The organism is Actinoplanes philippinensis (genome assembly GCF_900113015.1).
Taxonomy (GTDB): domain Bacteria; phylum Actinomycetota; class Actinomycetes; order Mycobacteriales; family Micromonosporaceae; genus Actinoplanes; species Actinoplanes philippinensis.
On the sequence record NZ_FONV01000008.1, the window covers coordinates 207,256 to 219,672 of the forward strand.

Below are 12,417 nucleotides of genomic sequence, written 5' to 3' on the forward strand. Positions count from 1 at the left end.
CAGGTACCCGCCGGGAGCCTACGACCGCGAGGCCGGTGGCTCCCGGCGGGCACGCGTCGCTCCCTGTCGATGCTCACGCGGGGTGATGCCGTAACACCGCTTGAACTCGCGGCTGAAGTGGCTGGCGTCCGCGAACTGCCAGCGTGCGGCCACGTCCGAGATGCGAGCCGGACCGCCGGACGGTGTCGGCGCGGTGAGTGCCGCACGGGCCTGCGCCAGTCGTCGCGCTCGGACGTAGCCCGTCACCGACTGATCCTCCGCCGCGAACGCCCGTTGCAGCGTCCGTACCGAGACGTTCAGTTCCCGGGCGAGGACCTCCGGGGAGAGGTCCGGCCGGGTGAGCCATCCGTCCGCCAGCCGGCGCGCGGCGGCAGCGAGGGCGGGGGCGAGACGCGGCTCCACATCGTCCAGACGGCGGTGGATCACCGCCCGCGCCAGTTCGATCAGTGTGCTGCGGGCGGCCTGCAGACCGGTCGCGCTCAGGTCGTCAGCGTGCGCGAGCACGGTGCTCGCGTGGGCGGTCAGCACCCGCACCTCGGGCAGGCGGGCCGGGCCGAGCATGGTCACGACGCCGCCGTCGAGAGCCTCGGCGGGCACGGTGAGCAGCTGAGTGCTCGTTGCCGGAGCCGAGGCGAAATGACTCATCGGTCCGTGGGACATCAGGAACTGCCCGGCTGCCACGGTGTGCTCGGTCCGCTGCCCGTCACCCACGTGCCACCCGCCGCGGCGCACGATCCAGAGGCGTACGAAATCGGTGCTCGCCGCGAAACCCGCGGTCTGGATGACGGTGGTCGAGTCGACGCGGTTGAAGACGACGTCATGAAGGCGGAAGGCGTGCGCCCGGGCCCGGAAACGGGCCTTCGTCATCTCCTCGAACGAGGGCATGGCGAAGCGGTCGCCCATGCGCTGCCGCCACTCGGCCGCGAACCCGGCGAAGCCACCGCCGTCACGGGCGTCCCACGACAGGATCTCGGCGGTCGCCCCGGTCACGGTTCTCTCCACATGTCGCGAATGTTCCACCCAGTGTGGCGTGCTGGTACAAGACCGCACGCCGAGCCCGTTCGTACGCTGCGAGACGATGAGTACAGCGATGGAAAACCCTGTCACCTGGGCCTTGGTCACCGGATCGTCCAGCGGGATCGGTCGCGCGACGGCGTTGAAGCTCGCCGAGGACGGCTACGCCCTGGTGGTCTGCGGCCGCGATCCGGCCCGCACGGCGCAGACCCGCGAGCTGATCGAAGCGCGGGGCGGGCGGGCCGTGGATCTCACCGCGGACCTCAGTGTGCCGGCCACGGTGATGTCACTGGTGGAACAGGTCCGCGCCGTCATCGGCGGTGAACCGCTGGACGTCCTGGTCAACAACGCGGGCGGCGGCGGCTTCGCCCCGACCGAGGAGACGACCCCGGAGATGTTCGACACCACCTTCAACCTCAATGTGAAGGCGCCCTATCTGCTCACCGGTGCGTTCGCGCCGGCCATGGCGGCGCGGGGCGGGGGCGCGATCGTCAACGTCGGCAGCCTCAGCAGCACCATGGCGGCCAACGGCACCAGCGCCTTCCAGGCCGCCAAGGCGGCGTTGCAGATGCTGACGAAATCGTGGACGGCCGAGTACGGGCCGCGCGGCGTGCGGGTCAACTCGGTCGACCCCGGCTTCATCCTGACGCGGGTGAACGAGCAGATACGCGACATGTTCACCGGGTACCTCGCGACTGTCCCCGCAGGCCGAGGAGGTTCCGCCGAGGAGGTGGCCGAGGCGATCCGCTTCCTGGTCTCGCCCCGGGCCTCGTACATCCAGGGCGCCGTCCTGTCCGTCGACGGCGGCAAGACCTCCGTCGTGGCGATGTGACCGGGAGCGGCCCGCAGCCGCGCGCGACGTGGACCGGCCGGATCAGGTGTACGGGGTACGTGCCGGTCCGGTCCGGCGGGTGCGCCACCAGATGACGGCGGTGATCAGGACGACGGCGGCGGTGGGGACGAGCTGGTAGGGCGTGCCCACTCCGGCCGAGCGGTCCCGTGTCGCGCTGCCGAGGTCGACCCGCAACGCCGTGGCCAGGACGAAGGTGAACGTGTTGAGCACGGCGTGCAGCATGACCGCGATCTCCAGACCGCCGGTGCGCCAGGTGATGAGGGCCAGCCCGGTCCAGAGCACGAGATACCAGACGATGATGTACGGGTCCGTCGCGCCGTGCAGAGCCGTGAAGAGCACGCTGGTGACCAGCGTCGCGACCACCAGGCCGGCTCGCGGGCTGCGGGTCCAGCTCCCGATGACGCGGAAGATCAGGCCGCGTACGCCGTACTCCTCGCCCGCCGACTGCAGGGGGGTGAGCAGCATGGTGATCAGAAAGATCGCGATGAGGTCGGACTGCGACCACGGGGACTCCTCGACCGGCCGCAGCGCGCCGAGGGTGTTGACGATCAGCCAGGCCGGGCCGAGGACGAGCAGCGCTCTGCCGAGCAGGCCGAAGCGGAACCGTGCGGTCACCGAGTGCAGGGACGCCCCGGGCACGCCGTAGAGCCACCGCTGGATGAGCATGCTCCACGGGATGAGCAGGGCGAGGGAGAGCATCGTGCTCGCGTGGTACAGCGGTGTGTAGTCGGTGCCGCCCAGGATCGGCGGCACCCGGCCCATCCGGGTGTCGAGGAGTGCGGCCGCACGGCCGATGACCGTGGGGAAGATGACGAGTCCCGCGGTCAGAAGGACGATCGCGAGGAGGCCGCGGCCGATGCGGCGCTCGTCTCCGGCGAGCACCCGGTGGTATTCCACGCCGGCGGGCAGGGGCACGCGGTGTCTGGTCGAGGTCATGGGGGTTCCTTTCCGGAGGGTCATTTGCCGGCCTGGTCGAGGAGGCCGTATCGCAGGCGCAGGGCCCGCTCGGTGCTGGCCAGGACCGCCGCGACGGCGAGCGTGAAGTTGAGCCAGATCGGCAGGTGGACGGGCGATTCGTAGGGCCCGATGCGCTCGGCGATCGACGGGATCCGCGCGATCGGCTCGGCGACCTGCAGCACGTTCAGTCCCACGCCGGCGAGCAGGATCAGCACCGAGAGGAAACCGATCGTGCGGCTCAGGGCCGGATGGTCGCGGTCCATCCGGGCTCGGCGGCCCTCGGCGGTGCGCGGATCGGGGATCAGTCGATGCTCCACGCCGGCGGTGGTGACATAACGGCAGCGCTTGATACCGAAGGCGCTGACGGCCACCTCGATGGTGCCGCCCTCGATCGGGAACGCCGCCGGCAGCTTCGACTCGGCCTGGCGCCTGCCGTCGCGATACAGGTGTGCTCGCGCCTTGCCGCTGCCGGTGTCGGCCCGGTACGGAAGGTCGACCGCATACACCGTCTGCCGGCCGTCCGGGTGGGTCAGCGGCAGGTAGAACAGTGCCCGGAAGGGCAGCTGCCACCAGCGTACGGGCTTCAGCTCCCGCCCGTCCCCGGCCGTGATGCGTCCGGCCGCCCGCCGTCGCCGCCACTGTTCGATGCTCATTCCTCGCCGCTCCCGACTGCCGCAGCACATGACTAGCACACTGTGTTAGTCACGACGCTAGCACGGCGTACCAGTAAAGTGGGAGGGGAGGTGACGCGGTGACTCAGGACGAAGGGCCCACCGGCTCGCGGGAGAAGATCCTCGCGGCCGCGGCGGCGATGCTCGCCGAAGACGTGACGGCGAGACTGAGCGTGCGTGCGGTCGCCGCGCGCGCCGGCGTGAGCACCGGCTCGCTGCGATTCCACTTTCCGACCCAGCGGGAGCTCAAGGACGCCGTGCTGGCCAGGATCTACACCCACGTGTTCCCGGACGACCCGATTCACGACCGGTCACTCGCGCCCCGCGACCGGCTGGTCACCTGCCTGCGCCAGGTGCTCGCGCCCGCCGGGGTCGGCGAGCAGGCGCGGCAGGCCTGGACCCTGGCCCACCAGAGATACATCGCGTCCGACCCCACGAACGAGGTGCGCACCGAATATCTCGCCATCGAACGAGGAGGATGGCAGCGCATCGAGCACTGGCTGTCGGTGCTGGCCGACGAGGGCGCGCTCCCCGCGGAGGATCACGCGCGCCGGATCAAGTTCCTGCTCACCGTCCTCAACGGGTTGTCGATCGAGCGAGCCCTGCCCGCCGAGGACTCGATCCTGAAGACCGAGACCGAAACCCTCTACCTCGCGGTGGACGCCGTCCTCGCCCCATGAGCCCGGCCCGGAGTTGTCATACCCCGGTGACAGGATCGAGCGGTGGATCAGGACAACGCGGTGCGGCCGCTGCGCGACCGGGCAGAACTGCACCAGACGCTCTCGCTCGTGCTCCGACGCGCCGACCCGGACATGTCCGGCCTGCGATATCGACTCGTCGGCACCGGCGCGGCGCTCGCGCAGGCTGTCTCCCTGCCCACCGGAGACATCGACATCCTGGTGGCACGACGAAGCGACGTGGACGCGCTCGCAGCCGCCCTCGCCGAGTTCCCCTGCCTGACCCCGCCCGTGTGGCTCCCCGACGCGCGTCAATATTATGCGCGCTTCGCGGTCGAAGGAATCGACGTCGGCTTCAGCACCGTCGAGTGGCCGGTCGACACCGACACCTTCGAGTGCGCCGGCTCCGGCCCCTGGAGCCACTACGTCACCATCGCGATCGGCACCCACCTCGTCCCCACGGTCCGTCTCGAGCTGCGGCTGGTCTCGGAGCTCGTCCGGAACCGCCCCGACCGGATCCGGCCGCTGGTCGCTCACCTGCGACAACAGGGCGGTGACCTCGACCTGGTGCACAGATCCATGCAAGACCGCGGCGTCGCCCCACTGCTTCGACAGCAGATCGATGACCAACTCCGCGGGCGTTGACTCCGGCCCCTGGCCCCCGACCGGCGACGGTGCACCTGACCCGATCGGGTGCCATCGGCTCAACAACGGTGCCGTCGCGTCGATGAGCAAGAGGTGGCACGTCATCGGTTTCCGGTCCGGTCGAGCGCCGTCATCGTGTGCTGCCTCGCGGCTCTCGCCCTGGTGATCGGCGTCGGCTTCTACCTGAACGACATCCACGCGGCCGCGCGCGACCGGGTGCACCGGGACTTCGCCGACCGCAGCAAGCTCGCGGCCGGCCTCGCCGGCAACACCCTCACCGCCAGCGACGCCACCAACCGGCCGGACGCGGAACTGTCCTACGCCGGACCGGCGCAGACCCTCCGCGACACCATCGCCGGACTGCACGACGGCATCGCCTGGGCGATCGTGCTGCGCGGCGACGGCAGCCTGGTCGCCGCCGACCCGCCGTCGATGACGGCCCGCGCCGCCGAACTGGCCGGCGGCCCCCAGTTCGCCATGGCGGTGCGGACCGACAAGCTGACCCTCGGCGACGTCATCGTCGACCCCACCGGCCCCGCCGTGCCCGTCCTGCAGCCGTTCCGGGGCGTCGACGGGTTACGGATCCTCGTCCTGCCGGCGCCGATCGAGCAGGTCGCCTCCGTCATGTCCAGCTCGTTCGACATCACGGCCAGTCACGCGTACGCCGTCGACAGCCGTGACACCGTCATCATGTCCTCGGGTGGGGAGCCCGCCGGTCAGCCCATGCCCCGACCGGCGCCCGCCGGCGCTCCGGGCAGCCAGCGGCAGGGCGTCGTCGGCAACGACTACTACGTGTCGAACCCGGTTCCCGGCAGCATGTGGCGCGTCGTGAACGTCATCCCCGAGGAGGAGCTGCTGGCGCCGCTGCAAGCGCCCGAACGCGCCGCCTGGAAACTGTTCGCCGCTTTCGCCGCGGCCGTCCTGTTCCTCGTGGTGATCGGGGTGGTGGCGGTGGTCACCCTGTTCCGGCTGGCCCACGCCCGCGCCCATGACGTGCTCACCGGCCTGCCGGCCCGGGCGCTGTTCATCGACCGGACCGACGCCGTCATCGCCGAGCGACGACGGCGCCCCGGAGAGTCGACGGCGGTCCTCTTCATCGACCTCGACGGATTCAAGCCGATCAACGACAGGTGCGGCCACGCCACCGGGGATGCCCTGCTCAAGGCGGTCGCCGCCCGGTTGCGCGAATCGATGCGCCCCGACGACTACGTCAGCCGGTTCGGCGGTGACGAGTTCATCGTCCTGTGCCGGCACCTGCCCGACGCGTCCGACGCCCACGCCGTCGCGGACCGCATCCGCCGGTGCGTCGCCGAGCCCTTCGAGATCGACGGCCACCGGCTGCACGTCGGCACCTCCATCGGCATCGCCCTGATCGACGACCGCACCGACGACGCGATGACCGTGATCCACCACGCGGACCTGGCCATGTACGAGGCCAAACGAAAGGGCAAGGGCCGCATCGAGCAGTTCACCCCGGACCTGGTCGGCGCGTAGCCGGAGGCCGGCTCAGCTCAGAGCAGCACCAGCTCCTGCGCGAGGGTGTCGGTCCACGTACGCCGGGCGAAATTGCAACCGGAATGCTCGGCGAACTGCTGAGGAGTGCGCACCGGGCCGACGCCCAGCCGGTCGGCGGGCGGGGTGTGCAACATGTAGAGCACCCGCCGGCGGCTCAGCTCCTCCAACCTGGCCCAGTCCTCGGCGGCGTGATCGCTCCAATGCCGCGGCTTGTCCTCGCGGATGTAGTAGTGCCAGGTCAGCACCTCGGTCGGATGGAACAGGTCATAGCCCCAGGTGAACGCCCGCAGCGCCAGAGTGATCTCCTCGCCGTGGAAGTAGATGTTCGGGTCGTAGGGGACCTCCACGGCGAACGAGCCGGGCGCGAAGAGAAAACCGGCGGCCAGGAAGTTCGCGGGTTTCGGTGGCACCCCCGGCGCGGCGCCCTCGATCAGCCGCTGACCGAACATCGGTATGCCGAAAGCCGTCCAGTCGTTCACGATGATCTCGGCGGGCTGCCCCTCGCCGGTGAACTCCTGGTCCGGCTCGTAACTGGCCGGGTACGCGGTGAGCACGGGCTTCGCCACACCGGTCTCGGCTGCCATCCGGATCATCCGGGCATCCCAGTCCGGGGCGAAGCGGGTGTGGCTGTCCACCTGCAGAAGCCAGTCCTCACCGCGGTACCGCTGGAAGGTCTTGTCCCGGGCCCAGCAGGCGCCACGGCTCTCCCTGGCGTCGTACTCCTCGATGTCGACCTGGGGCAGACCCCGGATCGCCGAGATGTCCTCGTCACCGAGGTGCTGCCAGCAGACCGCGATGCGCAGCTCGTCCGGCCGCGCCGCCTTGGCGATGCAGTCCAGGACCGTCGGGACGAGCTCCCGGTCGCGGTACGACGCGATGGCCACGAAGATCGTCACGGCACCGCCACCACGGCGTGCGACTGGAACAGCACCGCCAGCGCACGGTGCTCGTCGGCCGGGTCGGTCACCGGCAGCAGCGGGCCCCGCGACCGGATGTGCTCGGTGAACTCCGGCTGCGGCGCCAGACCGTACTCCCGGGTGTAATAGGCGACCGACTCGGGCCACAACCACCGGCCGTCGGTGCGATACGTCATCGGAACCACCTCGCCGCGATCCGGACGCACCACGTCGATCGTCCGGGACGTGGTGGCCAGCACCGGGGCGCCCGCGTCCAGATAGGCCACTACTCGTGCGAGATCCTCGCCGGACAGCCGCTCGTGCCCGTCGTCGAAACGGGCGCCCGCATCGTCCACGACGTCGAAGACCCGCGCGACCCGCAGCGGTGCGGCGTCCCGGTCGGCCCACAGCAGCGCGCTGGAGTTGCGGGCCGCGGCCTGATACGGCGGCAGCTTCTCACCGGTGACATACACCTCGACCAGAGGCGCCGTGATCCCGGCCGCGGCCAGCGCCCGCATCACGGTGGCCGCCGCCGTGGCCGGTGCGCCCGTCGTCTCCAGGACGTAGACCGCGGCCGGCGGGATCACGTGCGCCGCCCAGTCCGGGGCGATCCGCCAGCTGCGCCACAGGGCCACCGCCCCGGGCAGATCGGCGACCGTGCGTACCGCGACCTGATCGGGCCCTTCCATCAGGCCGGCCCGGCCGATCAGGTCGACCAGGGGCGGCGCCTGCCCGCTGAAAGCACGCTTGCCCGGCTGGGAGACGGTGAACGTGAACGCCAGCTCGACAGTGCTCTCCGGGTGCGGAACCGACACCGTGCCGGTGTCGGCGAGCCGGAGCCTGGCCTCGGCCAGCATCGCGTCGGGGACCCGGCCGCCGAGGTTCAGCAAGGCGGTGTGGAGCCGGTCCTGGTCGGTCATTCCGGCATTCGACCACGCCGGTACGCGCGCGTGCGGACCCGGGCGCGCCGCCGTGCCCCAACGAACCGCAAGCGGACCCGTTCGTACCCGGCCACGCCTCGGTGGACCCGGACGTCCAGTCGCGGTCCAGTTGCCGTCCAGCGGACGCCGAGACCGTTACGGGACGACGATCTCGTGGAGGACGACATGCGAACACGGAGAAGGCGGCGTCTCGGCGGCGCGCTGGCACTCGCGACGACTCTGGTGGTGGCGCTCACCGGCGGTGCGGCGCACGCCCGCGCGGCCGGCGACCAGGCCACGCCCTCGGTGCCCGGCCGGACAGCGACGGCCCGGCCCGGAGTGTCCGTCACGGCCCCGGCGACGGGCCTGCGCGCCGGGGCCGGGCGCTCCCTGGCCGGTACGCCGGCCGGCCAGGGGATCACGCTCGGCCGACAGCGCACCGGCCCCGCCCCGCGCACCGTCGAGGCCGGGCCGGACGATCCCCCGGGCGGCCTGGTCTGTGTGCCGTACATCAGCCGGATCGTGACCCCGAACGGCACCGCGTTGTCACGGGTCGACTATCTGGCCGAGATCCTGTGCAACTTCTACCTCGCGGGCGCGGGCCAGGCCTACCTGATCGACCGGACCGGCGGCGTGCAGACCAGCAACCAGGTCGTCGCCGCGGCGCCGGTGTTCTCCTTCGCCAACTCCTACTACGGCGGCAGCCAGGGCGCCGTGTTGATCGACGGGCGGCTCTTCGACGGCGGACGGCAGCTGGAGATCGGGTTCGACCTGGTGCTGCAGACGCTGAACGGGGCGCCCTGGGGCGGCTGCTTCGCCCTCGCCGCGCCGCAACGCTACCTGTCGCCGTGCGTCGGCCTGGGCACCCCCACACTGCGGGTGTCGGTGGGATCGGGGGAGTTCGGCAGCGGACTTGCGGCGTACAACCCGGCGGCCTTCATCCGGGACATCCCCGGAACCGAACAGCTGACCTTCCACGTGGGCGGCCAGCCCGACCCGGCGTCCACGGCCCGGCAGAACATCGTCGACACAGCGAACGGCATGCCGGCCAAGACCAGCACCTTCAGTGACGTCGGCCAGAAGGACGTGACCCTGCGGCGCACGATGCTGGAGGCCATCCTGAGAATCCACCTGATCAACGGCCTCAGCTTCCGGATCACCGCGATCGCCGGCGGCGACCACAGCACGACGTCCCCCCACTACTCCGGGAGAGCCTTCGACATCGACCGGCTCAACGGCAGCCCGGTCAACGCCTCCAACCCGTTCAACCAGGCCTTCCGCAACGCCTGCGCCGCCTACGGCGCGACCGACGTCAGGGGACCGGGCGACGAGGGCCACGCGACCCACATCCACTGCGCCTGGGACTAGGTTTTCTGGACGTGAGGACCTTCGGGTGAGGTGGAGCTTGTCGAAGGTTCCGTTTCACCCGGAGGTCCTTGTGCCCCACGCAACGCTCCGTTGACCGAACGCGGCCGCCCGCAACCTGCCGTGCCATCCTCCGCAGGGCCGGCGCCGCCAGACTGTCTCAACTGGACCGGGCCACCGCCGAACCGATCCGCCGCTACGAACTCCCGGCGCCCGGTGACCTGGTACACGTCGCCTACGCCAAGTGCACACCGGCAATCATCACCGCCACCGGCGGGGGCACCCGCCAACCGCGTACCTACCCTGGCTGGGCGATTCCGGCCGTGATGTATGTCCTCACCGAGGCTGACGTGGTCTGGATCCGCGCGTGGTCCGATGAACCTGGCACTGGCACTGGCGTCGGGGATCGACACCTGCAGGCCATGGCGAAGCCGTACGGACGCATCATGAGCAGCGGTGTGTCCGCGGTGTCGGATACCAGTTCCCCGGAGGAGGTGGAGCTGGCCGCTGACGCCTTCGACTACCTGGGTTTACCGGATCTTGCCGGCCTGACCCGGCGACTCGTCAACGCCGACCGGGAGTCCGAGGACAATCTCGAGAACGCGCTCAACCATGCTTTCTATGGACTGGAGGGGGCGCTTGCGGGCGCGTTCGAGCGCAAGTACGCCGAGTCGCCGGAGGACTTCGACGCGGTCGCCGCCGACGGAGTCGTCCGGCAGCCGGGATCATGGCTGCCGGGCGGTGGCCAGGGAAAGAGGTCTGCACGGGTGAATTGATCGTGCATCACCGAGACGTCGAGTGTTCGCAACGCGAGGCATGCCCGGGGATCACGCCTCCTGTACTGCATTTTCGATCGCGCTTGCGTGAGGAAACCGGATCGTAAGTGGCGACTCCGTGACGGTGGAGGACCGATCGCCGACAGGCATGAACGCCGCTCGGAGGCATGACCGCCGAACATCCTCACTTGCCGATGAGAGTGCGTCGTCGCATTGGGCACATTCACTCTGCGGCCTCCGCCTTTGCGCGATGCTGAGCAGCGACCTCCGCTACCTTGATCGTATGGGCCTTCTACGGGTGTTCGAAGATGATGGCTACCAAGCGGAGTACAGCCTCCTCGTCTTGAACGACCCAGCCGTCGAATGGCCCGACGAGGAGCCGGAAATACCGCACTACCGCGACCGGGGCGATACTCCGAACGGCACGTTTGCCGGCTCAGGTGCCGGCTGGATCTACGTTGACGCCCCCGGCCTGGACGGTCACCGCGTGCGCCTCGAACTGCACGACGAACCGCCGCCTGCCGGCGAACTGCAGTTCGATGAGGCCCTTGAGACACCGTACCGGTCAAGCTCCGGCACGATATCTCTCGCCTCGGTAACCTCTGGCCCTGGCGATCAGGTAGACCTCGAGCTCGGCCACGCCGAATGGTTCCGCGTTCGGATCGCCCTCCGACGAGAAGGCCTCGGGGAACGCCCCGGATTCCACCCCGGTTTCCGCTCTCACTGGTTACTGCAATTCTGGCCTGACACGGCTGTAGCGGCTCCCGTGTGGCTCGCACGTAGCGAGGCGGTCAGCAGCGCACTCCTCGCACAAGACTTGGAAGCGATACTGCGATGGACGCCCCAGCTACCCCTACAGACCTCAATCCCAGACCTGGCGAAACGCCTCCTGGTCAGCGAGGCGGATGTCCGCGACGGTCTCACTGCTGCTGAACAGTCCGGCCTGCTGCATGACGAAGGCAAGGAACCCCTGCGACTAACGCTCGGGCCTGCGGCGGGCTCCTGAATACGAGGGAATGCCTTCCTTCGGGATGTCCTCATTTGGCGATCCGAGTGATGAGTCCAGGGAGGCTACGCGAAGAAGGCGGCCAGCTCAGCGGCGAAACGCTTCATATCCTCGCCGGCATCCAGTTGCACGCAGGCGGAGGCTTCCCAAGCGTCCGCCTCGTAACCTCGGGGTCCGCGGACGGCTATTCGAAGTGAGACATGGGCCCGTTGGTCGTGGGTCGCCTCGATGCGGAGGTCCTGCTCCAGCGAATTCCAGCTGCGAACGCCCTCCCACCCGGCATATGACTCCGCCAGCTCAGCCATCCAGGTGGGCAGCGCGTCCCCATCGAGCGTGCGGACCATCCTTGTGGCACTCAAACCGGCGTCGGCGATTTCGCACAGGAAGTCGAGGACTTCGTCGTTCCACGGCCTTTCGACGGCACGAAGGCGCACACTCCCACGACCGGGCTCAGCGGTGATTTCGAGACCGTCGTCCAACTGTTTCAGCACGGATCGAGCATGCCACTCCGAGGTAGTTGCGATCGATAGCGTTCGTCCCGTCGGGCCCGATCCCGGTCAACTCTCCTGCCGCTGTCCGCGCTCGGACCAGATGTCGCAGCCGCGACCGGCGTTCGGCCCTCCGGGCCTACATCTTGTCGTGGCCGATGTGAGTGCGGTCCACAAATGTCAGGTCAGGTGACGAAGTTCTCCACAGATCGGGCAAAAGGCCTGCTTCGCGGTAGAGGTAACGTCAACGCCGCATCGCCGACAGCGGCCTTGCTCGAATAGGCCCGATTCTGGACCGAATCCACCGCCGTAGTAGTCCCGATCCGGCCAGGCGACTACCTCGATAGGCACTGCCCGATCGTCGGCGGTGTTCGATATACCGTCTTCGAAGACTGTGACCTCCGCCAACACGAGCTTCCGGGCCAGCCCGTTACGCTCCTCCTCGTCAACAGCGTGCGAAGGCAACACATGGCGCAGAACGTCACTAAGTTCTGGCAAAGATAGTGAAAGCAGGTGATCGGTGATGGCTTGCCGCTCGCATTCGTTCCCTGTCACCTGCTCATTCACGGCGGCCATCCTGCCCGCCCAAGAGGGGTGCGAGCCACCGAATTTCGGCTGATTCGTCCGCACAACT

General features: G+C 69.3%; 14 protein-coding genes. 7 read left to right on the forward strand and 7 right to left on the reverse strand.

What is annotated here, in order from left to right; genetic code table 11:
* Positions 1-18 precede the first annotated feature (18 nt).
* Positions 19-990 carry a helix-turn-helix domain-containing protein gene (locus BM290_RS48515; RefSeq protein ID WP_203779679.1) on the reverse strand — a complete coding sequence of 324 codons (972 nt, stop codon included), beginning with the start codon at positions 988-990 and terminating at the stop codon, positions 19-21.
* Between the two features lie 100 nt (positions 991-1,090).
* On the opposite strand from BM290_RS48515, the gene BM290_RS22095 reads away from it, so the two are divergent.
* Complete coding sequence (locus BM290_RS22095) at positions 1,091-1,846, forward strand: SDR family NAD(P)-dependent oxidoreductase (protein ID WP_218163298.1); 756 nt, start codon at positions 1,091-1,093, stop codon at positions 1,844-1,846.
* A gap of 42 nt (positions 1,847-1,888) precedes the next feature.
* Here BM290_RS22095 and BM290_RS22100 read toward each other — a convergent pair whose 3' ends face one another.
* Both BM290_RS22100 and BM290_RS22105 read right to left on the reverse strand, forming a co-directional pair.
* Positions 1,889-2,803, reverse strand: coding sequence for a CPBP family intramembrane glutamic endopeptidase (locus BM290_RS22100; RefSeq protein ID WP_239143988.1), 915 nt, complete (start codon positions 2,801-2,803; stop codon positions 1,889-1,891).
* Positions 2,804-2,823: 20 nt separating this feature from the next.
* Positions 2,824-3,477, reverse strand: a complete 654-nt coding sequence (locus tag BM290_RS22105) for a hypothetical protein (RefSeq protein WP_093617015.1) — start codon at positions 3,475-3,477, stop codon at positions 2,824-2,826.
* A gap of 98 nt (positions 3,478-3,575) precedes the next feature.
* Here BM290_RS22105 and BM290_RS22110 point away from each other — a divergent pair, with 98 nt between their 5' ends.
* From BM290_RS22110 to BM290_RS22120, 3 genes are all read left to right on the forward strand, one after another.
* Positions 3,576-4,175 carry a TetR family transcriptional regulator gene (locus BM290_RS22110; protein WP_093617018.1) on the forward strand — a complete coding sequence of 200 codons (600 nt, stop codon included), beginning with the start codon at positions 3,576-3,578 and terminating at the stop codon, positions 4,173-4,175.
* Positions 4,176-4,217: 42 nt separating this feature from the next.
* Complete coding sequence (locus BM290_RS22115) at positions 4,218-4,817, forward strand: hypothetical protein (RefSeq protein WP_093617020.1); 600 nt, start codon at positions 4,218-4,220, stop codon at positions 4,815-4,817.
* Positions 4,818-4,910: 93 nt separating this feature from the next.
* Positions 4,911-6,311, forward strand: coding sequence for a GGDEF domain-containing protein (locus BM290_RS22120; RefSeq protein ID WP_093617022.1), 1,401 nt, complete (start codon positions 4,911-4,913; stop codon positions 6,309-6,311).
* Positions 6,312-6,328: 17 nt separating this feature from the next.
* Here BM290_RS22120 and BM290_RS22125 read toward each other — a convergent pair whose 3' ends face one another.
* Together BM290_RS22125 and BM290_RS22130 are read right to left on the reverse strand one after the other, a co-directional pair.
* Positions 6,329-7,228 (reverse strand): GlcNAc-transferase family protein, encoded by a 900-nt coding sequence (locus BM290_RS22125; RefSeq protein ID WP_093617024.1) that lies wholly within the window; start codon positions 7,226-7,228, stop codon positions 6,329-6,331.
* Entirely contained in the window at positions 7,225-8,148 is a 924-nt protein-coding gene (locus BM290_RS22130) for a hypothetical protein (protein ID WP_093617026.1), read from the reverse strand. The genes BM290_RS22125 and BM290_RS22130 overlap by 4 nt, the downstream gene beginning before the upstream one ends.
* Positions 8,149-8,334: 186 nt before the next feature.
* On the opposite strand from BM290_RS22130, the gene BM290_RS22135 reads away from it, so the two are divergent.
* The 3 genes from BM290_RS22135 to BM290_RS47450 all read left to right on the forward strand — a co-directional run bounded on the left by BM290_RS22135 (position 8,335) and on the right by BM290_RS47450 (position 11,295).
* Positions 8,335-9,516, forward strand: a complete 1,182-nt coding sequence (locus BM290_RS22135; protein ID WP_143133873.1) for a hypothetical protein — start codon at positions 8,335-8,337, stop codon at positions 9,514-9,516.
* A 320-nt stretch (positions 9,517-9,836) separates the two neighbouring features.
* Positions 9,837-10,289, forward strand: a complete 453-nt coding sequence (locus tag BM290_RS48520) for a hypothetical protein (protein ID WP_093617030.1) — start codon at positions 9,837-9,839, stop codon at positions 10,287-10,289.
* Between the two features lie 250 nt (positions 10,290-10,539).
* The gene (locus BM290_RS47450; protein WP_143133875.1) at positions 10,540-11,295 is read left to right on the forward strand and encodes a hypothetical protein; all 756 of its coding nucleotides are present in this window, start codon (positions 10,540-10,542) and stop codon (positions 11,293-11,295) included.
* Positions 11,296-11,360: 65 nt separating this feature from the next.
* Here the strand turns inward: BM290_RS47450 and BM290_RS22145 are convergent, their stop codons facing one another.
* On the reverse strand, positions 11,361-11,786 hold the full coding sequence (locus tag BM290_RS22145) for a DUF6228 family protein (RefSeq protein ID WP_093617032.1): 426 nt from the start codon (positions 11,784-11,786) through the stop codon (positions 11,361-11,363).
* A 177-nt stretch (positions 11,787-11,963) separates the two neighbouring features.
* Complete coding sequence (locus BM290_RS47455) at positions 11,964-12,350, reverse strand: hypothetical protein (protein WP_143133876.1); 387 nt, start codon at positions 12,348-12,350, stop codon at positions 11,964-11,966.
* Positions 12,351-12,417 lie beyond the last annotated feature (67 nt).